This is a genomic window from Streptomyces sp. 891-h (assembly GCF_022760275.1).
GTDB classification, from domain to species: Bacteria; Actinomycetota; Actinomycetes; order Streptomycetales; family Streptomycetaceae; genus Streptomyces; species Streptomyces spirodelae.
In genome coordinates this window covers 4,810,190-4,831,238 of sequence record NZ_CP050693.1, presented here as the reverse complement: position 1 = coordinate 4,831,238, position 21,049 = coordinate 4,810,190, and the positions used below count along the sequence as shown (strand labels likewise).

Genomic DNA, 21,049 nt, shown 5'->3' with positions numbered 1-21,049 from the left:
CTTCCGTGCCACGGAATCGGTGGCGAGCCGCCACGAAAATCAGTGGTGGACCGCCCCGAAATCAGTGCCGAAAACAGTGCCGGACCTAGGCCCCGAACAGCCGGGCCACCGTGTAGATCGCGAGACCGGCCAGCGAGCCGACGACCGTGCCGTTGATCCGGATGAACTGGAGATCCCGGCCGATATGGGCCTCGATCTTCCTGGAGGTGTGCTCGGCGTCCCAGCCGGCGACCGTCTCCGAGATCAGCGAGGTGATCTCGTCCCGGTAGGTGGTCACCAGATACACCGCGGCGCCCTCGATCCAGCCGTCCACCTTCGAGCGCAGCCGCCCGTCGGCGGCGAGCCGCCCTCCCAGCGACAGCAGCGCGGCCCGGGCGCGGATCCGCAGTTCGCTGCGCTCGTCCTCGGCCGCGGCCACCAGCATGGCCCGTACCGCGCCCCACACCGAGGCGATCAGGTCCTGCACCTCGTCGCGGGCCAGGGTGTCGTTCTTCAGCCGCTCCACCCGGGCCCGGGTGTCCGGGTCGGACTGGAGGTCGGCGGCGAAGTCGGTCAGGAAGCGGTCGACGGCGCCGCGCGCGGGGTGGTCGGGCATGTCCCGCATCTCGGTGACGAACCGCAGGAGTTCGCGGTAGACGCGCTCGCCGACCTTCCGGTCGACGAACTTCGGCGTCCAGCCGGGCGCACCCCCCGCGACCGCGCCCATGACCGAGTCGCCGTGCTCGCGCAGCCACTCGGCGGCCCGGGTGCACACCAGATCGACCACCCGGCGGTGACCGCCGTCCGCGACGATCCGCTCCAGCATCGTGCCGAGCCCGGGCGCCACCTCCTTGGCGGTGGCGCGGCGGGTGATCGCCTCGCTGACGACCGCCTGGACATCCGAGTCGCGCAGCACGGTGAGCGCCCCGCGCAGCGCCGTGGCCAGTTCGGCCGTCACCCGGTCGGCGTGCTCGGGCCGGGCGAGCCAGGCGCCGAGCCGGCTGCTGATGCCGACGGCGCGCAGCCGCTCCCGTACGACGTCACCGGCGAGGAAGTTCTCCCCGACGAAGTCACCGAGGCTCTGGCCGAGTTGGTCCTTCTTGGTCGGAATGATCGCCGTGTGCGGGATCGGCAGCCCCATCGGGTGCCGGAAGAGCGCCGTGACGGCGAACCAGTCGGCGAGCGCGCCCACCATCCCGGCCTCGGCGGCGGCCGCGACATAGCCGGTCCAGGGCCCGGCGCCCGCGTGCTGCGCCCACTTGACCAGTACGAAGACCGTGGCCATCAGCAGCAGGGACCCGGTCGCGATCGTCTTCATCCGCCGTACGCCGCGCCGCCGCTCCTCGTCGGCCGGGGTGAAGCCGCCGATGCCGCCCGGGCCTCGCGGCCCTCCGCCGGCGGGCGCGTCGGTGCCCGGCGGGGCACCCGTTCGGCGCAGCGTTCCCTCCCCGGCGCCGGGAAGGTGCCGGGGTGCGGCCCGTCCGCGTGTGATCGCTCTCACGTGGGCATCCTCACCATCGGGTCGCCGGCCCTCCGTCGTCCGTTCCATCCGCTCCACCCTCCCCTGCATCGCCCCTGGCCACGCCCTCGACACCGGCGGATGTTCCGGAGCCGGCGGGTACCCGCCCCGCGCGGTGCGCGCACGGCGCGGGGAGGGACATTCTCCCTCCGAAGGCATCAAGGGGAACGGACCGAGGCTCTTCCGCGTCTGTGTGAGCGGCGGCAGTGAAACGCCATCAGCAAGGACCAGGTGCCGGGGGAACGATCCGTCGACTGCCCGGCCGGCGTACGGCCCCCCAGCGGGCGCCGTGCCCCGATCGTGGGATCATGGCACCGCAGACCACCCGGAGCCGCGGGCTCCGTGCAGCCCGAGGAGAACCATCGCGCGTGACCAGGAACATGGGCTATGCCCTGCTCGCCGGAGTGGCGGCGATCGTGGTCCTCGTCTCGACCGCGATATTCATCGGAGCGGGCAACAAGGGCAGCGGGCTGGGCGAGGACTCACCGCAGGCACGCAACTCGGCGGCGCCCGCCTCCTCGGGCAACTGGGTGGGCACCTGGGCGGCCGCTCCCGCGGCGGCCGAACCGCACTCGCGGGACGGCTTCGCGAACATGTCGATACGGAACGTCGTGCACACCTCGGTGGGCGGCACCCAGGCCCGGGTGCAGCTCTCCAACCTGTTCGGCAACCGCCCGCTGACCATCACCCACGCGAGCGTCGCCCTCGCCGCGGCCCCCAGCAACCCCACGGCCGCGGCCGGCAGCATGCGCCGACTCACCTTCGGCAACAAGACCTCGGTCACCATCCCGGCCGGCGGCGAGGTCACCAGCGACGCGGTCCGGCTGAACGTGCCGCACGCCGCCGATCTGCTGGTCACCACCTACTCGCCCACTCCCTCAGGGCCTGTGACCTACCACCCCTACGCGCGGCAGACCAGCTATGTGGCCGCGGGTGACCGCGCCGAGGACACCTCGGGCACCGCGTTCAACCAGCAGAGCCCGTACTGGCGCTACCTCACCGGCGTCGACGTGTGGAGCTCCGAGACGCAGGGTGCCGTCGCGGTGCTGGGCGACTCGATCACCGACGGCATCACCTCCAGCCCCGGCGCCAACCGGCGCTGGACCGACTTCCTTGCCGAGCGGCTGCGCACCGAACGCGACGCGCCCCGGCTGAGCGTCCTCAACTCCGGTATCAGCGGCAACCGGGTCCTGGTCGACGGCAGCAAGTACTCACCCAACAACGGGCCGAGCGCGCTGACCCGGATGAGCCGGGACGTGCTCTCGCGTACGGGCGTCAAGGTGGTCGTCGTCGAGATGGGCCTCAACGACATCATCAAGCCGCCCCGGCAGCGCGATCCGCGCAAGATCGTCAACGGGCTGCGGGACCTCGTGCGCCAGGCGCACAGCCGGGGGCTGCGCGTCGTCGGCGGCACGCTCACCCCGTTCGGCGGGCACCGTGGGTACACCCCCCGGATGGAGGCCATCCGACAGGCCGTCAACGCCGAGATCCGCAAGGGGAAGGTGTACGACGACGTGGTCGACTTCGACGCGGCCCTGCGCGATCCGGCGCACCCGCAGCGGCTGCGCGCGGCGTACGACTCGGGGGACCATCTGCACCCGAGCGACAACGGGTACCGGGCGATGGCCCAGGCGCTGGACCTCAAAACGCTGAAGGGCGCGCGCCCGGCGAAGCTCTGAGTTCGCAGTTCAGTTCCCCGCGCCCCTGACGGGGCGGCCGCCTCAACCCGCGTACATCCGGGCGATGACGTCCTCGATGTCCGGCTCCCGGATGGACAGGTCCACCAGGGGGTACTCCGCCGCCAGTCGGGAGACCAGCGGAGCGGCGCTCGCGGAGGCAGGGAAGGCCAGCCACTGCCGGGGGCCTTCGGTGCGGACCGTGCGGGCGCCGGGAATGCCCTCTATGGGCGGCAGCTCGCGCTCCAGGTCCACCACCAGGGTGCGCTCGCCCCGGCCCACCTCGTGCAGGCCCACCAGCGGCCCGTCGTACATCAGCCGGCCGTGGTCGATGACCACCACCCGCTCGCACAGCTGCTCGATGTCGCTCAGGTCGTGGGTGGTCAGCAGCACGGTGGTGCCCCGCTCGGCGTTGAGGGTGAGCAGGAACTGCCGGACCCTGGCCTTGCTGACGACGTCCAGGCCGATCGTCGGCTCGTCCAGGTAGAGCACATCGGGGTCGTGCAGCAGCGCCGCGGTGATGTCGCCGCGCATCCGCTGCCCCAGCGAGAGCTGCCGTACCGGCACATCCAGCAGGTCCCCCAGCTCCAGCAGTTCCACGCAGCGCGCCAGGTTCTCCTCGAACCGGGCCCGCGGGATGCGGTACATCCGGCGGACCAGCCCGTAGGAGTCGCGCAGCGGCAGGTCCCACCACAGGGTGGTGCGCTGCCCGAAGACGACGCCGATGCGCCGCACCAGCCGGGTGCGTTCCTGCCAGGGGTCGACTCCGGCGACCCGCAGGCTTCCATCGGTCGGGGTGAGGATGCCGGTGAGCATCTTGACGGTGGTCGACTTGCCGGCGCCGTTGGGCCCGATGAAGCCGGTCATCTCGCCGCGCCGGAGCGCGAAGGAGATGCCGTCGACGGCGTGCACCTGGGTGGCCGTCCGGCGCAGCAGGCCGCTCCGGCGGCGCACCGTGAAGGTCTTGGTCAGGTCCCGTACGTCGATGAAGGCGCCGTCCGCGTCGTCCACGGCTTGTCCGTCCTCTCTTCCGTTCAGCTTCCCGTGCTCCGGTACGCGCGCAGCCCCGCCCGCCACACCAGACCCGTCACCGCGCAGCACAGCAGGGCCACGCCGGGGGCGGCGAGGTCGAGCCAGTCCGGCAGGCCCAGTGGATCGTCCCGGCCCAGCACCCGCAGGGCCGGCAGCCAGTTGACGAAGGCCAGCGGCACCACGAACGTCACCCCGCGCACCAGTTCCTTGCCGAAGACGGTGGGCGGGTACTGCAGCAGCGTCGTCCCGCCGTAGGTGAACGCGTTCTGCACCTCGGAGGCGTCCTGCGCCCAGAACTGGAAGGCACCGCCGACGACGAACACACAGCCGAAGATGGCGGCGCCGCACAGCACCATGGAGGCGAGCAGTGCGACGCGGCCCGGCGTCCAGTCCACCTCCAGCCGGGTCAGGGACCAGCCCAGCACCAGCGAGCCCTGGATGACCCGGCCCAGCCTGCGCAGCGCGAAGCGGTCGGCAGCCAGCTGGCTGAGCACGGGCACCGGACGGGTCAGCAGCACGTCCATGGTGCCGTCGCGCACCCGGCGCCCGACCCGCTCGGCCGTGCCCAGCAGCAGGTCGGACAGGCCGAAGGCGACGCAGGAGGTGCCGTAGAGGAAGGCGACCTCGGGCAGTGCGAAGCCGCCCAGCGTGTCCACCTGCGCGAACATGATCATGATGGCGGCGAAGTCGAGGGAGCTCATCGCGAAGTTGGCCGCCAGCATGATCAGGAAGGAGGTGCGGTACGCCATCGTCGAGCGCACCCACATCGCCGCGATGAAGCCGTAGGCCCGCAGCCCCCAGACCACGTCGTCCAGCAGCGCGCCGAGGCGGCCGCCCGGGCCGGGACTCGGGGAGCGCGGCTCTCGGTCAGCCACCCTGGACCACCACCTTGCGGGTCGCGACGGTCTGCAGCAGCCGCCCGGCGGTCAGCAGCACCAGCGCCCACCCCGCCTGGAAGGCGAGCCCCGCCGCGGCTGAGCCGGGCTGGGTGCCCATCAGCACGTCGGCGGGCACCTGGAGCGTCGCCGACCACGGCAGCAGCCGCGCCACCTCGCCGAGGGCGCCGGGGAAGACGGTCAGCGGCAGCACCATCCCGGAGAAGAAGAGGCTCAGCAGGGAGGAGAGGGCGTTGAGCCCTGTCGCGTCCAGCAGCCAGAAACCGCACAGTGCGAAGAGGTAGCGCAGCGCGAAGCTGACCACGACGGCCAGCAGGACGGACGGCAGGAACAGCAGCCACCGCAGCGGGGAGGCGGGCAGTGCCAGGTCGAAGGCGAGGGCGCCGACGGCCAGCGGCACCACACCGCGGCCCAGCAGCTGGAAGGCGGCCCGTCCCAGGTCGGAGGCGAGCCACCACAGCTGGAGGTCGATCGGCCGGTAGAGGTCTATGGCGACATCGCCGTTTCTGATCCGTTCATGGAATTCGTCCTGGAAACCACCGCCCATCAGTGCGGCGGCGGCCAGCAGCGCCTGCCCGGTCCAGACGAAGGTCAGCGCCTGGCTCTGGTCGTATCCGCCCAGGTGGGGACGGGTGTGCCAGAGGGCGATGAAGGTATAGGCGAGAATGAAGCCGAAGACGGTGTTGGTGAACACGCCGGCCGCCGTGGCGACGCGGTAGGTGGCGTAGCGCCGGAAGCCGCTGAGGGCTACGGCGAAATTGAGACGGAGCAGATGCATCCTTTCGAGCCCCTCTACCGTCTTCCCAGTAGCACTTCCGTGCGAGCACCGTGCGCGAGCGAAGCCAGGGAGCCTAGCTCACGGGCCGGGTGGGCGACCATCGAATATCCACCGGGCCGGGCTACGGCCCCGAGGGCGGTCTCCCAAGCGGAGGGTGCGACAGTGTTCTACGGGGCGTACCAGCATCGCCCGCCATTGGACGAGGAGTCCCTGCAGACATGAGTGACGAGCCGAACAGCGACGCCGAAGGCCGGGAGCCGGAGTCGGACGGCCCGCCAGAAGAGACCCCCGCACGGCAGCCCGCCGAGGGCGCGGGGAAGGGCGCGGGGGCCCCTGAGAAGAGCAGCGCGTCCGCCGACGAGAGCAGCGGAGCCGCCGACAAGAGCGCCGCGGCTCCCGAGGAGAGCGCCGCGGCTCCCGAGGAGACAGCGGCTTCCCAGGAACCCGCGGAGCCCGCGGAGAGTGCCGGGCAGCGCCCCGGGGACGCGGACGAGGCCGCCGCGAGACGTGACGCCCAGCGGCCGGCAGGCGGCACGGGCAACCCGGACGAGGGCCCCGGCACCCCCGACAAGGGCCCCGGCGCCCCGGGCGGCGGCTCCCCCACGTCGGGCGGGGGTCCGATACCGGCGCCCGGGCGGACCGCCCCGCCGACGGAGCCCACCCCGCCCCCGCAGCCCGCTCCGCCACCACCCGAGGGACCGGCCGCGACGGCCGCCATGCCGGTGGGGCAGGGCCCGGCGCAGGGCAGCCCCCCATCCGAGGAGAGCGGCAGCCTCATGGAGCACACTTCCGCCGCGGACGACGCCCAGGGCCCCCAGGACCCGAAGGCCGCCAAGAAGGCCAAGAAGGCGATGAAGAAGCAGAAGCGCCGCCGGACCGGCTGGCGCAGACTGCTGCCCACCTGGCGGATGGTGCTGGGCGGCGTCCTGCTGATCGTGCTGCTGGTCTCCGGTGCGCTGGTCACCGGCTATCTGCTGGTGAGCATCCCGCCTCCGAACAAGGCCGCAGCCGCGCAGACCAATGTCTATCTGTACGCGGACGGCAGCCAGATCGCCAGGGACGGCGACATCAACCGGGAGAACATCACCCTCGACCAGGTGCCGAAGGCCACGCAGCACGCGGTGCTGGCCGCCGAGGACCGCGACTTCTACAACGAGTCCGCTGTCGATCCGCAGGCGATGGCACGCGCCGGCTGGAACATGCTCACCGGCGGCGAGCGGCAGTCCGGCTCCACGATCACCCAGCAGTACGTGAAGAACTACTACCTGAGCCAGGACCAGACGGTCACTCGCAAGGCGAAGGAGTTCTTCATCGCGCTGAAGCTGGACAACGAGGTCAGCAAGGACGACATCCTGCAGGGCTACCTCAACACCAGCTACTTCGGCCGCAACGCCTACGGCATCCAGTCGGCGGCGCACGCCTACTACAACAAGGACGTCAGCAAGCTGACCCCGGCCGAGGGCGCCTATCTGGCGGCGCTGGTCAATTCGCCCAACGCCTACGACACCCGCGCCCACCCGGAGAACAAGGAGCGCGCCCTCGCCCGCTGGAACTATGTGCTGGACGGCATGGTCGAGAAGGGCTGGCTGAGCAAGAGCAAGCGCGCGGACATGAAGTTCCCCGAGCCGGGCCGGGTCAAGCCGCCGCGGAACATGTCGGGTGAGCGCGGCTATCTGGTCTGGGCGGTCAGGAACTACCTGATCAACAACAAGATCATCGACGAGCAGCGGCTCGCGGCCGGCGGCTTCCGGATCACCACCACGTTCCAGCCGAAGAAGCAGAAGGCCATGCGCGACGCGGTCAACGACAAGCTGATGTCGAAGCTGGACAAGAAGAACCGCAAGGTGGACAGGTACGTGCGCGCGGGCGGCGCCTCGGTGGACCCGAAGACCGGCAAGGTCGTCGCGATGTACGGCGGCATCGGCTTCACCAAGCAGTACACGAACAACGCGACCCGCCGCGACTACCAGGTCGGCTCCACGTTCAAGCCGTTCCTGTTCACCGCTGCCATCCAGCACAAGTCCACCACCCAGGACGGCCGGCCCATCCGCGCGAACACCGTCTACGACGGCACCAACAAGCGCGAGGTGGTCAGCAACGGCCAGGGCACCGGCTACGCGCCGGCCAACGAGGACCACCACTCCTACGGGAAGATCCCCGTCTCCGAGGCCATGGACAAGTCGGTCAACAGCGTCTTCGCCCAGATGGGCATCGATGTGGGCCCCAAGAAGGTCAAGGAGACCGCGATCGATCTGGGCATCCCCCGGGAGGTGCCCAACTTCGCCGAGAACGGCTCCATCGCGCTCGGTGTGACCACGGCCTCGCCGCTGGACATGGCCGAGGCGTACGCGACGCTCGCCAACCACGGCAAGCACGGCCACTACAGCATGGTGCAGAAGGCCACCCGCGGCAGTGAGGTCGTCAACCTGCCCGACCACGATCCCAAGCAGGCCGTACCGCGGGCCGCGGCCGACGCCACGACGGCCACGATGCGCGGCGTCGTCCAGGGCGGCACCGGCACGGCGGCGCAGGCGGCGGGCCGCCCGGCGGCAGGCAAGACCGGCACCGCCGAGGAGGACAAGGCCGCCTGGTTCGCCGGCTACACCCCGGACCTGTCCACCGTCATCGCGGTGATGGGCCAGCACCCGAAGACGGCCGTTCAGGAGCCGCTGTACGGCGCCGGCGGCCAGCCGCGCGTCAACGGCGGCGGCTATCCGACACAGATCTGGGCCGCCTACACCAAGAAGGCGCTGGAGGGCCGCCCGGTCAAGGACTTCGACCTGGACACGGCGGGCGCCGGCAACATCCCCGGCAGCCAGCCGCCGTCCAGCTCGGGCCCGACCTCCGAGCCGCCGTCCGACGAGCCGAGCGACGAGCCGTCGCAGTCCCAGGAGCCCAGCGACCAGCCCTCGTCCCCCGCACCGCCGACCAGCGCACCGCCGACCAGCACCGGGCCGAGCATCCCCGAGATCGGCGGCGTCGACGGCGGCGACCCAGGGGGTGACCCGGGCGGCGACCCCGGCGGCGGCGACAGCAGTACCGGCGGTGATCCCGGCGGTACTCCCGGCGGCGGCCCCGGCACCTGACGCGGCCCCTCCCTCGCGGGGCCCCTGAATGACGGCGCCCCCTCTTCCCACCGCGAGGCGGGAAGAGGGGGCGTTTCGCGATTCGCGCTACGGGTGCGGGTCCGCTACGGGTACGGGCTACAGATACAGGCCGGTGGAGTCGTCGCTGCCCTGGAGGCGTTCGGCCGCGACCGCGTGCAGATCGCGCTCACGCATCAGGACGTAGGCGATACCGCGCACCTCGACCTCGGCGCGGTCCTCCGGGTCGTACAGCACGCGGTCCCCGGGCTCGACCGTACGTACGTTCTGGCCGACGGCGACGACCTCCGCCCAGTCCAGCTTGCGTCCTACGGCCGCCGTGGCGGGGATCACGATGCCGCCGGAGGAGCGGCGCTCGCCCTCGCTGTTGTCGGTCCTCACGAGCACGCGGTCGTGCAGCATGCGGATCGGCAGTTTGTCATCGTGTGCGGAAGCAGGGGTCTTTGGGCTCACCGGAAGACCGTATCTCAGCGCCTCAGTGCCGGCGGCGGCGAGCCCGGCCACGGCCGGCCGGCCTGCGCCGCGAGGAGAGGGCCAGCACGCCGCCCACCAGCGCGACGGCCACCACGGCCGCGGGCACCAGCCGCTCCAGGCGGGGGGCGCCGTCCTCGCTGACGAACTGGGCCCGCACATCGGAGACCGCGCGGTTGGCGACGATGTAGGCGCGCCCGGCGGTGCGGTCCACAGCGGCGGCCGCCCTCGCCTTGGCGTCCCCGACGATGGTCTTCGGATGAACGCGTACGGCGATCTCGTCCAGCGCGGCGGCGAGATCCTGCCGCCTGCGGATGATGTCCGCCTCGATGTCCGCGGGGGTCCTGGCTTCCGGCACCGAGCTGCCTCCGTCGCTGTCAGTCCTGCGTCCTACCGTGTGTCAGCGGCCATCCTGTCAGCTCGCCGGTGCCGCCGCCCCATGGCACCCCGGATCGGCGGCCTTTGGCTACGCTCGGGCAGGGTCGGCCCGCCGCCGTCGCGGACGAGTCAGCCACTGACGGATCCACTGGGCACCAGTACAGCATTACCGGTGGGTACCGCGGCTGCCGGCGCAGAAAACGCACAGGATTCGAAGGAGCCCCGATGAGCCCACGCCTTGAGCCCGGCGACACAGCGCCGGACTTCACGCTGCCCGACGCGGACGGCAAGGAGGTCTCGCTCTCCGCCCACCGGGGCCGGAAGGTGATCGTCTACTTCTACCCGGCGGCGCTCACCCCCGGGTGCACCAAGCAGGCCTGCGACTTCACGGACAACCTCCAGCTGCTGGCGGGCCAGGGCTACGACGTCATCGGCGTCTCCCCGGACAAGCCGGAGAAGCTGGCGAAGTTCCGTGAGAAGGAGTCGCTGAAGGTCACGCTGGTGGGCGACCCGGGCAAGGAGACGATGGAGGCGTACGGCGCCTTCGGCGAGAAGAAGCTGTACGGCAAGACCGTCACCGGTGTCATCCGCTCCACGGTCGTCGTGGACGAGGACGGCAAGGTGGAGCGTGCGCTGTACAACGTGAAGGCCACCGGGCACGTCGCCAAGCTGATCAAGGACCTGGGGCTGGCTTCGGAGTGATCGTCCCGCTCCCGGGACCGGCGCCCGGTGGGGGTGCGTATGGCGAGGTGGGAGTGGTGGTACCCATGGGGAATGGACCACGAGGATCAGCCCCGGGACCCGGCTGCCCTCAAGCGGCACCGGCATCTCTTCCGTGCCGTCGGACGCCGTCGGAAGCCGAGGGTTCGCCGTAGCGACATCACGGTGACGGACGAGGCGACGGTCAAGCGCGCCACCAAGGCCGCCGCTGTCGGCAACGCCATGGAGTGGTTCGACTTCGGGATCTACGCCTATCTCGCGGTCACCATCGGCAAGGTCTTCTTCCCCGGCGGCAGCACCCAACTGCTGGCCTCCTTCACCGCCTTCGCGGCCTCCTTTCTGGTGCGGCCGCTGGGCGGGCTGTTCTTCGGCCCGCTCGGCGACCGCATCGGGCGCAAGAAGGTGCTGGCGCTGACGATGGTGCTGATGGCGGCCGGCACCTTCTGCATCGGCCTGATCCCCTCCTACAGCTCCATCGGGCTGGTCTCACCGGTCCTGCTCCTGGTGTGCCGCCTGGTGCAGGGCTTCTCCACCGGCGGCGAGTACGGCGGGGCCGCCACCTTCATCGCGGAGTACGCGCCCGACAAGCGGCGCGGCTTCTTCGGCAGCTTCCTGGAGCTGGGCACCCTCGCCGGGTACACCGGTGCCGCCGCACTGGTGCTGGTGCTGAACACCGTGCTGGGCGACGACACGATGCTGAGCTGGGGCTGGCGCATCCCCTTCCTGGTCGGCGGGCCCATCGGGGTCGTCGGTCTGTATCTGCGGATGCGGCTGGACGAGACCCCGGCCTTCCAGAAGCGGGCGGCGCAGCTGTCCCACTCCCCCGAGGCGGGCCCCGCCGAGGCGAACGAGCCGAAGCTGTCGGAGAACGTGCCCCAGAAGGAGCTCAGGTCGATCTTCGCCCAGCAGTGGCGCACGCTGCTGCTGTGCGTCGGCCTGGTGGCCGCCTACAACGTCACCGACTACATGCTCCTGTCGTACATGCCCGCCTATCTGACCGACGCCCTCGGGTACGAGAACTCGATGGAGCTGGTCGCTGCCATCATCGCGATGGTGGCGATGGCCACGGTGATCCAGCGGGTCGGCCGCCTCAACGACCGGTTCGGCCGCAAGCCCGTGCTGATGACCGGCATGGTCGGCTTCCTCCTGCTGACGATCCCCGCCTTCGCGCTCTTCCAGCGGGGCAGCTTCGTCGCGGTACTGATCGGGCTGCTGGGGCTCGGCGCCTGTCTGGTGTGCCTGCTGGGGACGATGTCGGCGACGCTGCCCGCGCTCTTCCCCACCGATGTGCGCTACGGCTCACTGTCCATCGGCTACAACGTGGCGACGGCGGTCTTCGGCGGCACCGCGCCCGGCGTGATGACCTATCTGGTCGACGTCACCGGCGACAATCTGGCCCCCGCCTACTACGCCTCGGGCGCGGCCGTGCTCGGCATCGTCGCGGTGGCCTTCATGAAGGAGACGGCCCAGCAGCCGCTGGCGGGCTCCCCGCCCTCGGTCAGCACCCACGAGGAGGCGCGCGCCATGGCCCGCGCCGAGACGAACCAGCCGACCTTCTGACCCGCCCCGGCCCGGCGCCCGGGCAGGCGGGCGCAGTACGATACGTCCGCGCGCGAGTGCCGGAATTGGTAGACGGGACGGCTTTAGGTGCCGGTGTCTTCGGACGTGGGGGTTCGAGTCCCCCCTCGCGCACGGTGGTGCCCCGAAGGGGCGCGGGGAACTGCGCGCCAAGCCACATCGGCCCCGCACCCCGCAACGCATCACAAGGGGCACCCCCTCAGCGGATCAACTCCCGCACGGCGGGCACCAGCGCGCGGAACGCCTTGCCCCGGTGGCTGATCGCGTTCTTCTCCGCGGGACTGAGCTCGGCGCACGTCCTGGTCTCGCCCTCGGGCTGGAGGATCGGGTCGTAGCCGAAGCCCCCGTCACCGACGGGGGCGTACCGCAGGGTGCCGCGCAGCCGCCCGCTGACGACCCGTTCGGTGCCGTCGGGCAGGGCCAGCGCAGCGGCGCATTCGAAGTGCGCCCCCCGGTGCGCCGAGTCGATGTCGGCCAGCTGGGCGAGCAGCAGCTCCAGATTGGCGCTGTCGTCCCCGTGCCGGCCCGCCCAGCGGGCCGAGAAGATACCGGGCGCACCGCCGAGCACGTCCACACACAGCCCGGAGTCGTCGGCGACGGCGGGCAGCGAGGTGGCCCGCGCGAGGGCGTGTGCCTTGAGGAGGGCGTTCTCCGCGAACGTCACCCCCGTCTCCTTGACGTCCGGCACCTCGGGGTAGGCGTCGGCGCCCACCAGGTCCAACTCGAGGCCCGCGTCGGCGAGGATCGCCTTCAGCTCGGTGACCTTGTGGGCGTTGCGGGTGGCCAGGATCAGCCGCTGGATGCTCATGGCTCCCCAGTATCACGCCCGGCAGCGGGCGGCGTGCGCCGGGCCCTCAGCCCGGGGTGCGGCCTCAGCCCGGGGTGCAGACCTTCGTCAGCTCGTCCGCCGCCGCCACGACCGGCTTGGTGCTCGGCGTGCGGCCCGCCTCCACATCGCTGCGTACGCTGTCGACCGCCTCGCGGAGCCGGGAGACGGACTTGCCGACATCCCCGTCGTCCGTCTCCTTGTCGATCTTGGAGAGGTTCTTGTCTATCCGGTCCAGCGCCTGGTCGGCGCGGGTCGGGTCCTCACCCGCGTCGGAGACCGCCTGCTGGAGGTCGTCGACGGACCGGGCGACGGCCGAGGCCGTGCCGGCGCAGTCCAGCGCCCGGTCCACGGCCGAGCAGCCCGCCAGCACCGGCACCACCAGTGCGACGGCCGCCGCGGCTGCCGCCGCGGTGCCGGCCCTTCTCCGTGACACCTGGCTGAGTGACACCTGCACGTCCCCCTCCACAAGACTGGTCGGGCCGCACGGTTCGACACGTGCGGCCCGCACCCCGTCAGACGCGTAAAGCGAGGGCAAAGTTCCCCGGGGCGCCCGATTTTCCGGCCAACCGTCGCCGGCTCAGCGCCCCAGTGCCGTGCGCTGGTGGCCGTCGAGCTGCGCGCAGCCCGCGACGGCGAGGTCGAGCAGCCCGTCGAGCTCCTCGCGTGCGAAGGGCGCGCCCTCGGCCGTGCCCTGCACCTCGACGAAGCGTCCGTCACCGGTGCAGACCACATTCATGTCGGTCTCGGCGCGCACATCCTCCTCGTACCGCAGGTCCAGCATCGGCACGCCGTCGATGATGCCCACGCTGACCGCCGAGACGGTGCCGGTCAGCGGCTGGGACTTGGCCTTGACGAGCTTGCGGTCCTGCGCCCAGGCGACGGCGTCGGCCAGCGCGACGTAGGCGCCGGTGATCGCCGCCGTGCGGGTGCCGCCGTCGGCCTGGAGCACATCGCAGTCGATCACGATGGTGTTCTCGCCGAGCGCCTTGTGGTCGACAACGGCGCGCAGCGAGCGCCCTACGAGCCGGGAGATCTCGTGGGTGCGGCCGCCGATCCGGCCGCGCACGGACTCCCGGTCCCCGCGGGTGTTGGTGGCGCGGGGCAGCATGGCGTACTCGGCGGTGACCCAGCCCTCGCCGCTGCCCTTGCGCCAGCGGGGCACGCCCTCGGTCAGGCTGGCGGTGCACAGCACCCGGGTGTCGCCGAAGGAGACGAGGACGGAGCCCTCCGCGTGCTTGCTCCATCCGCGCTCGATGGTGACGGGTCGCAGCTCCTCGGCCGTACGGCCGTCGATACGTGACATGCGTGCGAGCGTATCCCTGGCCGGGTGGCTCAGCCGAATGAGAGGGGGCTCCCTCTCTGCCTGCCGCTGTGCTGAGAAGGGGGTGCCCGTTGCTGCGCGTTGCAGGCTGCGGGTGTGTTGACTTCCTCGCGCAGTTCCCCGCGCCCCTTCGGGGCGCCCCCATGCCGGGGAAGCCGTTACATCATGTCTTCGATCTCCGCGGCGATGGGGTCGGCGTCGGTGCCGATGACGACCTGGATCGCGGAGCCCATCTTGACGACGCCGTGCGCTCCGGCGGCCTTGAGCGCCGCCTCGTCGACGAGGGAGGCGTCGTTGACCTCGGTGCGCAGACGGGTGATGCAGCCCTCGACCTCTTCGATGTTGTCGAGCCCGCCGAGCCCGGCGACGATCTTCTCAGCCTTGCTGGCCATGTCCTTCTCCTGTGTTGACGGACGGGTTTGTCACGTTAGCCCACGATCAGCCCAGCTCTGCGAGCGCCGGTGCGCCGTCTGCCGAATGATGACGGTGACGACGTCCACGGACGCCGCCACTAGTGGTCTACACCATTATGCGTCAGCCGCAGTCAGGAGGAGGCTCGTGAGCGCCAACGCCGCAGCCGGGCCGGGGCGGAAGTGGGGCTCCGTCTTCTTCCAGGGTCTGCAGAAGATGGGCCGCAGCCTCCAGCTGCCCATCGCGGTGCTCCCGGCCGCCGGCATCCTCAACCGGCTCGGCCAGCCCGACATCTTCGGCGACGAGGGGCTGGGCTGGACGGACGTCGCCAAGGTCTTCCTGGGCGCCGGTGGCGCGCTGCTGGACTCGGCGCTCGGGCTGCCGCTGCTGTTCTGCGTGGGCGTGGCCATCGGCATGGCCAAGAAGGCGGACGGCTCCACCGCGCTGGCCGCCGTCGCGGGGTTCCTCGTCTACTACAACATCCTGCAGCAGTTCCCCGACTGCCCGTCAGGCACCACGTTCGATGCCGAGCTGGGCACCTGTCTGGCCAAGGACAGCACAGCCGCCGGCGCCGCGTCCTTCCAGAACCCGGGCGTCTTCGGCGGCATCGTCGTCGGGCTGCTGACGGCCTGGTTCTGGCAGCGGTTCCACCGGGTCAAGCTGGTGGACTGGCTCGGCTTCTTCAACGGGCGCCGCCTGGTACCGATCATCATGGCGTTCGTCGCGCTGTTCTTCGCGGTGCTGTGCCAGTGGGTGTGGCCGCCGATCGGGGACGGCCTGACCAGCTTCTCGAAGTGGATGACGGACCTGGGCGCCTGGGGTGCCGGCATCTTCGGCGTCGCCAACCGGGCGCTGATCCCGATCGGTATGCACCAGTTCCTGAACACGTTCATGTGGTTCCAGTTCGGAAGCTACAAGAAGCCCGACGGCGAGATCGTGCACGGCGACATCAACCGCTTCCTGGCCGGCGACCCGAGCGCCGGGCAGTTCCTCTCCGGGTTCTTCCCGATCATGATGTTCGCGCTGCCCGCCGCCGCGCTGGCGATCACGCACGCGGCCCGTCCCGAGCGGCGCAAGGTGGTCGGCGGTCTGATGCTCTCGACGGCGCTGACCTCGTTCGTGACGGGGGTGACCGAGCCGATCGAGTTCTCGTTCCTGTTCGTCGCCCCGGTGCTGTACGTCATCCACGTCCTGCTGACCGGCGTCTCGATGGCCCTCACCTGGGCGCTGGGGGTGCACGACGGCTTCAGCTTCTCGGCGGGGCTGATCGACTACGTCATCAACTGGAGCCTGGCCACCAAACCGTGGCTGATCGTGCCGATCGGGCTGTGCTTCGCCGCCGTCTACTACGTGCTCTTCCGCGTCGTGATCGCCAAGTTCGATCTGAAGACCCCGGGCCGGGAGCCCGAGGAGGTCGCCGAGGAGATCGAGGACGAGGTGACGCGTTAGCCGACGCGCCCGTTACCCAGATCACCCGGAAGCGACCGTTCCGCGCCCCGCCGCAGCCGTGCTACTAATGGTCTAAACCACATGTGGACTAGACCACCAGCGGGCTGCCTCCTCCCTGTGCCGCGCCCGCTCCACCCGGAGGAAGACCCATGAGCACGGACACCGCTGCTCCCGCGAAGAAGCGGGGCTCCGGACTGTTCCAAGGGCTGCAGAAAGTCGGCCGCAGCCTGCAGCTTCCCATCGCCGTCCTGCCCGCGGCCGGCATCCTCAACCGGCTCGGCCAGCCCGATGTCTTCGGTGACGAGGGGCTGAAGTGGCACGACATCGCGGCCGCCTTCGCCGGCGCGGGCGGCGCCATCTTCGACAACCTGCCGCTGCTGTTCTGCATCGGCGTGGCCATCGGCTTCGCCAAGAAGTCCGACGGCTCGACGGCGCTGGCCGCGCTCGTCGGCTTCCTCGTCTACAAGAACGTCCTGGAGGCGTTCCCGGTGCACGAGGCCCAGGTCAAGGCGGGCGAGGACACCCCCGCCGTCTACCACGACCCCGGCGTCCTCGGCGGTGTCCTGATGGGGCTGATCTCCGCCGTCGTCTGGCAGCGCTTCCATCGCACCAAGCTGGTGGACTGGCTCGGCTTCTTCAACGGCCGCCGGCTGGTGCCGATCCTCATGGCGTTCATCGGACTCGTCGTCGGCGTGGCCTTCACCCTGATCTGGGGCCCGGTCGGGGACGCGATCACCTCGTTCGGCGAGTGGATGACGGGGCTGGGCGCCACCGGGGCCGGCATCTTCGGCCTGATCAACCGGGCGCTGATCCCCGTCGGCATGCACCAGTTCCTCAACACCGTGGCCTGGTTCCAGCTCGGTGACTTCAAGGACGCCTCCGGGGACGTGGTGCACGGCGACATCGCCCGCTTCTTCGCCGGCGACCCGAGCGCCGGGCAGTTCATGTCCGGCTTCTTCCCGATCATGATGTTCGGGCTGCCCGCCGCCGCGCTCGCCATCGCCCACTGCGCCAAGCCGCACCGCCGCAAGGCCGTGACCGGCATGATGGTCTCGCTGGCGCTGACCTCGTTCGTGACCGGCATCACCGAACCGATCGAGTTCACCTTCATGTTCATCGCGCCGGTGCTGTACGTGGTGCACGCGGTGCTCACCGCCGTCTCGATGGCGGTGACCTGGTCGCTCGGGGTGCACGACGGCTTCAGCTTCTCCGCCGGGTTCATCGACTACGCCATCAACTGGAGCCTGGCCGAGAAACCCTGGATGATCGTCCCCATCGGGCTGTGCTTCGCAGCGGTCTACTACGGGATCTTCCGCTTCCTGATCGTCAGGCTGGACATCAAGACCCCGGGCCGCGAGCCGGACGAGGAAGTCGAGGACCTCACCAAATAGCCCGGCGGCAACCGGCCTGGCCCGGCGTCGCGGCCCGGCGGCCCGGCACGGCGGCGCGGCTGCGGATCAGACCTCGTAGACCGCGCCCGGCCGGGCCATCTCGACCGGGCCCGCGAAGACCGCCTTGGCGTCCCGAAGGTTGATCTGCGGGTCCGTCCACGGCGGCACATGGGTGAGCACCAACCGCGCCGCGCCGGCCCGCGCCGCGACCTCCCCGGCCTCCCGGCCGTTCAGGTGGAGGCCGGGGATCTGCTCCTTGCCGTCCGTGAAAGACGCCTCACACAGGAACAGATCGGCATCCCGCGCGGCCAGTTCCAGCTCCGCGCACGGCCCGGTGTCACCCGAATACGTCACGACCCGGCCGCTCTCCTTGTGCTCGACCCGGAAGGCGTAGGCCTCCACCGGATGGTCGACCCGCTCCGTACGCACCCGGAAGGGGCCCGCCTCGAAGCTGCCGCCCGCCGAGAGCGTACGGAAGGCGAAGACCTCGCTCATCGACGAGTCGGACGGGGTGTCGGCGTAGGCGGTGGTGAGCCGCTGCTCGGTGCCGGGCGGCCCGTAGACCGGGATGGGGCTGCAACGGCCGCCCTCGTGGCGGTAGTAGCGCGCGACGAAGTAGCCGCACATGTCGATGCAGTGGTCGGCGTGCAGATGGCTGAGCGCGATCACATCGAGGTCGTAGAGACCGCAGTGACGCTGGAGCTCACCGAGTGCGCCGTTGCCCATGTCCAGCAGCAACCGGAAACCGTCGGCCTCGACGAGATAGCTCGAACAGGCCGATTCCGTGGACGGAAACGATCCGGAACAGCCGACGACGGTGAGCTTCATGGAGCGGGAACCTCCGTTGACGGCCTGCGGAAGAAGCCCCCGCGTCGTTGACGAGGGGACTTCCGAGCGTAAGCCGCGCGGGTCGGGGTGACTCCTCGATGGGGCGGCGGTGTGGGCGGAATCACCAGCCCGGGGTAGCGTCGTTCCCCGGCGGGTCCCGGCGCAAACGCCGCACAGTGCGACGGCAGACGGCCTCGGAGGCGGAACGAAGATGGACACCTCGTGGTGGCTGGCCCTCGGCGGCGTCGTCCTGCTCGCCTTCGTGGCGGCGCTGGTCGACGGCCGCGGCCGACTGGGGCCCCCGCGGCGCGCCCTGCGGGCCGCCTCAGCGGCAGACAAGGGGACGCCGCCGCCCCGGCCCGGAGAGATCTGGCGGGCGACGCTGCCGGACGGCGGCGAAGCGCTCTTCCTGGTGCTCGCGGTGTGGACGGACGGCGCCCGGCTCGCCCGGCTGACGCGCGAGCCCTCCGCGCTGCCCGTACTGGCCGCCGACGCCCCGGCCGGGCCCGCCTATCTGGAGCCCGACTCCCTCGCCGAGGCCGGTCTCGCCCGCCTCCGCACCCGCTGCGGCGAAGTGGACCCCGCCACCTGGGAGGGAGTCTGCCGCACGCTGGGTTTGCGGTGATCCCCGGAGAAGGGCTAGGCCCAGAGCTGGCCCTGGACGGTTTCGATGGCGGCCTCGTCGGACTCGGCGGTGTACAGGCCGGTCGACAGATACTTCCAGCCGCCGTCGGCGACGAGGAAGACGATGTCGGCGCTCTCCCCCGCGCGGAGCGCCTTGCGGCCCACTCCGATCGCGGCGTGCAGCGCCGCCCCGGTGGAGACGCCCGCGAAGATGCCCTCCTGGGCGAGGAGTTCCCGGGTACGGGTGACCGCGTCCGCCGAGCCGACCGAGAAGCGGGTGGTGAGCACGGACTCGTCGTACAGCTCGGGCACGAAGCCCTCGTCCAGGTTGCGCAGCCCGTACACCAGGTCGTCGTAGCGCGGCTCGGCGGCGACGATCTGAATGTCCGGGCGGTGCTCACGCAGATAGCGCCCGGCGCCCATCAGCGTCCCCGTGGTGCCGAGACCGGCCACGAAGTGGGTGACCGACGGCAGGTCGGCGAGGATCTCGGGGCCCGTGGTGGCGTAGTGCGCGCCCGCGTTGTCCGGATTGCCGTACTGGTAGAGCATCACCCAGTCCGGGTGCTCGGCCGCCAGCTCCTTGGCCACCCGCACGGCGGTGTTGGAACCGCCCGCCGCCGGGGACGAGATGATCTCCGCTCCCCACATGGCCAGCAGCTGGCGGCGCTCCTCGCTGGTGTTCTCCGGCATGACGCAGACGATGCGGTAGCCCTTGAGCCTGGCCGCCATCGCCAGCGAGATGCCGGTGTTTCCCGAGGTGGGCTCCAGGATGGTGCAGCCGGGCCGCAACCTGCCGTCCTTCTCGGCCTGTTCGACCATGTACAGGGCCGGACGGTCCTTGACGGAGCCGGTCGGGTTGCGGTCCTCCAGCTTCGCCCAGATCCGTACGTCCTCGGAGGGCGAGAGCCTCGGGAGCCGTACGAGCGGGGTGTTGCCGACGGCGTCGAGCGGGGAGTCGTAGCGCATCAGCGCATCCGGCCCGCGTGCATGGATCCCCCGGCGACCGCGGGCAGGATCGTCACGCTGTCGCCGTCGCTGAGCTTGGTGGAGATGCCGTCCAGGAACCGCACGTCCTCGTCGTTGAGGTAGACGTTCACGAAGCGGCGCAGCTCACCGCCGTCCACCAGGCGGTCCTGGATTCCGGCGTGGCGGCTCTCCAGGTCGGCGAAGAGCTCACCGATGGTGGCGCCCGTGCCCTCGACCGCCTTCTGGCCGTCGGTGTAGGTGCGGAGGATGGTCGGAATGCGGACCTCGATGGCCATGAGAGTGCTCCTGTCGGAGAGGAAGAGTGCGGCTGTGCGGAGTGCGGCTGTGCTGTGAGCAGGCGGACGCGCGGGGCCCCGCGCCACAGGCCGGGGACAGGGTGGGGCGGACGGACGCCGTACGGCGACGCGCGTCAGGCCAGACAGATCGCGCTGGCGAGGCGGCACAGGTCGACGTGCAGGCGCGCCACGAGCAGCATGCCCGGGGTCTTCTCGAATGCGCTCACGTCGTGGACAACCATGGGCTCATCGTAACGATTCCCGGCGGCGGAATCGGATGTGAGTTTCATGATGCGGACCGTTCTGTCTCACGGCGGGCCGGATCCGGCCCGGATTCGGCCCGGATCTCAGTAGCTCTGGACGACCTCGACCTCTTCCTCGGTCACCTCGCCGTCCACGATGCGGAAAGAGCGGAAGGAGAAGGGGCCCTCGTCGTTGCCGCACTCGGCGGTGGAGACCAGGACGTAGTGCGCTCCGGGTTCGTTGGCGTAGGAGATGTCCGTACGGGACGGGTACGCCTCGGTGGCGGTGTGCGAGTGGTAGATCACGACGGGCTCCTCGTCCCGGTCGTCCATCTCGCGGTAGAGCTTGAGCAGGTCGGTCGAGTCGAACTCGTAGAAGGTCGGCGAGCGCGCGGCGTTCAGCATCGGGATGAACCGCTCGGGCCGGCCCTTACCGACCGGCCCTGCGATGACGCCGCACGCCTCGTCCGGGTGGTCCGCACGGGCGTGGGCGACGATCCGGTCGTGCAGCTCCTGGGTGATGGTCAGCATGTGGGCAAGGATATGAGTGCCTCGGAGCCG

General features: G+C 70.8%; 21 protein-coding genes, 1 tRNA gene and 1 pseudogene. 8 read left to right on the top strand and 15 right to left on the bottom strand.

Going from position 1 to position 21,049, the window contains the following annotated elements:
- Positions 1 to 85: 85 nt before the first annotated feature.
- Positions 86 to 1,528: a DUF445 domain-containing protein gene (locus tag HC362_RS21185; RefSeq protein ID WP_243085586.1), complete on the bottom strand. Its 1,443-nt coding sequence runs from the start codon at positions 1,526 to 1,528 to the stop codon at positions 86 to 88.
- A gap of 350 nt (positions 1,529 to 1,878) precedes the next feature.
- Between HC362_RS21185 and HC362_RS21180 the strand changes: the two genes are divergently transcribed.
- The gene (locus tag HC362_RS21180; RefSeq protein ID WP_243088741.1) at positions 1,879 to 3,177 is read left to right on the top strand and encodes an SGNH/GDSL hydrolase family protein; all 1,299 of its coding nucleotides are present in this window, start codon (positions 1,879 to 1,881) and stop codon (positions 3,175 to 3,177) included.
- A gap of 42 nt (positions 3,178 to 3,219) precedes the next feature.
- Here the strand turns inward: HC362_RS21180 and HC362_RS21175 are convergent, their stop codons facing one another.
- The 3 genes from HC362_RS21175 to HC362_RS21165 form a co-directional block, all read right to left on the bottom strand.
- Positions 3,220 to 4,185 carry an ATP-binding cassette domain-containing protein gene (locus tag HC362_RS21175; RefSeq protein WP_243085585.1) on the bottom strand — a complete coding sequence of 322 codons (966 nt, stop codon included), beginning with the start codon at positions 4,183 to 4,185 and terminating at the stop codon, positions 3,220 to 3,222.
- Between the two features lie 23 nt (positions 4,186 to 4,208).
- Positions 4,209 to 4,973: an ABC transporter permease gene (locus HC362_RS21170; RefSeq protein ID WP_243088740.1), complete on the bottom strand. Its 765-nt coding sequence runs from the start codon at positions 4,971 to 4,973 to the stop codon at positions 4,209 to 4,211.
- Between the two features lie 100 nt (positions 4,974 to 5,073).
- A complete protein-coding gene (locus HC362_RS21165; protein ID WP_243085584.1) occupies positions 5,074 to 5,880 on the bottom strand; it encodes an ABC-2 family transporter protein in 807 nt (268 codons plus the stop codon).
- A gap of 218 nt (positions 5,881 to 6,098) precedes the next feature.
- Here HC362_RS21165 and HC362_RS21160 point away from each other — a divergent pair, with 218 nt between their 5' ends.
- A complete protein-coding gene (locus HC362_RS21160; RefSeq protein WP_243085583.1) occupies positions 6,099 to 8,966 on the top strand; it encodes a transglycosylase domain-containing protein in 2,868 nt (955 codons plus the stop codon).
- 117 nt (positions 8,967 to 9,083) lie between these two features.
- Here the strand turns inward: HC362_RS21160 and HC362_RS21155 are convergent, their stop codons facing one another.
- Both HC362_RS21155 and HC362_RS21150 read right to left on the bottom strand, forming a co-directional pair.
- Positions 9,084 to 9,386: a co-chaperone GroES gene (locus HC362_RS21155; protein WP_243088739.1), complete on the bottom strand. Its 303-nt coding sequence runs from the start codon at positions 9,384 to 9,386 to the stop codon at positions 9,084 to 9,086.
- 73 nt (positions 9,387 to 9,459) lie between these two features.
- Positions 9,460 to 9,813, bottom strand: coding sequence for a DUF3618 domain-containing protein (locus HC362_RS21150; protein ID WP_243085582.1), 354 nt, complete (start codon positions 9,811 to 9,813; stop codon positions 9,460 to 9,462).
- Between the two features lie 245 nt (positions 9,814 to 10,058).
- Between HC362_RS21150 and bcp the strand changes: the two genes are divergently transcribed.
- The 3 genes from bcp to HC362_RS21135 all read left to right on the top strand — a co-directional run bounded on the left by bcp (position 10,059) and on the right by HC362_RS21135 (position 12,245).
- Positions 10,059 to 10,535 (top strand): thioredoxin-dependent thiol peroxidase, encoded by a 477-nt coding sequence (bcp, locus tag HC362_RS21145; RefSeq protein WP_243085581.1) that lies wholly within the window; start codon positions 10,059 to 10,061, stop codon positions 10,533 to 10,535.
- A gap of 72 nt (positions 10,536 to 10,607) precedes the next feature.
- On the top strand, positions 10,608 to 12,113 hold the full coding sequence (locus HC362_RS21140; RefSeq protein WP_243085580.1) for an MFS transporter: 1,506 nt from the start codon (positions 10,608 to 10,610) through the stop codon (positions 12,111 to 12,113).
- A 50-nt stretch (positions 12,114 to 12,163) separates the two neighbouring features.
- Positions 12,164 to 12,245, top strand: a tRNA-Leu gene (locus tag HC362_RS21135).
- Between the two features lie 85 nt (positions 12,246 to 12,330).
- On the opposite strand, the gene rdgB is transcribed toward HC362_RS21135, so the two are convergent.
- From rdgB to HC362_RS21115, 4 genes and pseudogenes are all read right to left on the bottom strand, one after another.
- Positions 12,331 to 12,933: an RdgB/HAM1 family non-canonical purine NTP pyrophosphatase gene (gene rdgB, locus HC362_RS21130; RefSeq protein ID WP_243088738.1), complete on the bottom strand. Its 603-nt coding sequence runs from the start codon at positions 12,931 to 12,933 to the stop codon at positions 12,331 to 12,333.
- A 70-nt stretch (positions 12,934 to 13,003) separates the two neighbouring features.
- Positions 13,004 to 13,408 carry a hypothetical protein gene (locus HC362_RS21125; protein WP_243088737.1) on the bottom strand — a complete coding sequence of 135 codons (405 nt, stop codon included), beginning with the start codon at positions 13,406 to 13,408 and terminating at the stop codon, positions 13,004 to 13,006.
- 129 nt (positions 13,409 to 13,537) lie between these two features.
- Entirely contained in the window at positions 13,538 to 14,263 is a 726-nt protein-coding gene (gene rph / locus HC362_RS21120; RefSeq protein ID WP_243085579.1) for a ribonuclease PH, read from the bottom strand.
- A 176-nt stretch (positions 14,264 to 14,439) separates the two neighbouring features.
- Positions 14,440 to 14,676 (bottom strand): annotated as a pseudogene (locus HC362_RS21115) (PTS glucose/sucrose transporter subunit IIB); the annotation flags it as partial.
- Positions 14,677 to 14,839: 163 nt separating this feature from the next.
- Between HC362_RS21115 and HC362_RS21110 the strand changes: the two are divergent.
- Positions 14,840 to 16,141, top strand: a complete 1,302-nt coding sequence (locus tag HC362_RS21110) for a PTS transporter subunit EIIC (RefSeq protein ID WP_243085578.1) — start codon at positions 14,840 to 14,842, stop codon at positions 16,139 to 16,141.
- Positions 16,142 to 16,290: 149 nt separating this feature from the next.
- Positions 16,291 to 17,532: a PTS transporter subunit EIIC gene (locus tag HC362_RS21105; protein ID WP_243085577.1), complete on the top strand. Its 1,242-nt coding sequence runs from the start codon at positions 16,291 to 16,293 to the stop codon at positions 17,530 to 17,532.
- A 66-nt stretch (positions 17,533 to 17,598) separates the two neighbouring features.
- Here the strand turns inward: HC362_RS21105 and HC362_RS21100 are convergent, their stop codons facing one another.
- Positions 17,599 to 18,360 (bottom strand): MBL fold metallo-hydrolase, encoded by a 762-nt coding sequence (locus HC362_RS21100; protein ID WP_243085576.1) that lies wholly within the window; start codon positions 18,358 to 18,360, stop codon positions 17,599 to 17,601.
- 211 nt (positions 18,361 to 18,571) lie between these two features.
- Here HC362_RS21100 and HC362_RS21095 point away from each other — a divergent pair, with 211 nt between their 5' ends.
- The gene (locus HC362_RS21095) at positions 18,572 to 18,985 is read left to right on the top strand and encodes a type II toxin-antitoxin system PemK/MazF family toxin (protein WP_243085575.1); all 414 of its coding nucleotides are present in this window, start codon (positions 18,572 to 18,574) and stop codon (positions 18,983 to 18,985) included.
- A gap of 14 nt (positions 18,986 to 18,999) precedes the next feature.
- Here the strand turns inward: HC362_RS21095 and HC362_RS21090 are convergent, their stop codons facing one another.
- The 4 genes from HC362_RS21090 to HC362_RS21080 form a co-directional block, all read right to left on the bottom strand.
- On the bottom strand, positions 19,000 to 19,950 hold the full coding sequence (locus tag HC362_RS21090; protein ID WP_243085574.1) for a cysteine synthase: 951 nt from the start codon (positions 19,948 to 19,950) through the stop codon (positions 19,000 to 19,002).
- The gene (locus HC362_RS21085) at positions 19,950 to 20,246 is read right to left on the bottom strand and encodes a MoaD/ThiS family protein (protein WP_243085573.1); all 297 of its coding nucleotides are present in this window, start codon (positions 20,244 to 20,246) and stop codon (positions 19,950 to 19,952) included. The genes HC362_RS21090 and HC362_RS21085 overlap by 1 nt, the downstream gene beginning before the upstream one ends.
- Positions 20,247 to 20,380: 134 nt before the next feature.
- Positions 20,381 to 20,488, bottom strand: a complete 108-nt coding sequence (locus HC362_RS35070; RefSeq protein ID WP_347568460.1) for a putative leader peptide — start codon at positions 20,486 to 20,488, stop codon at positions 20,381 to 20,383.
- Positions 20,489 to 20,593: 105 nt separating this feature from the next.
- Positions 20,594 to 21,019 carry a M67 family metallopeptidase gene (locus HC362_RS21080; protein ID WP_209263623.1) on the bottom strand — a complete coding sequence of 142 codons (426 nt, stop codon included), beginning with the start codon at positions 21,017 to 21,019 and terminating at the stop codon, positions 20,594 to 20,596.
- Positions 21,020 to 21,049: the final 30 nt, after the last annotated feature.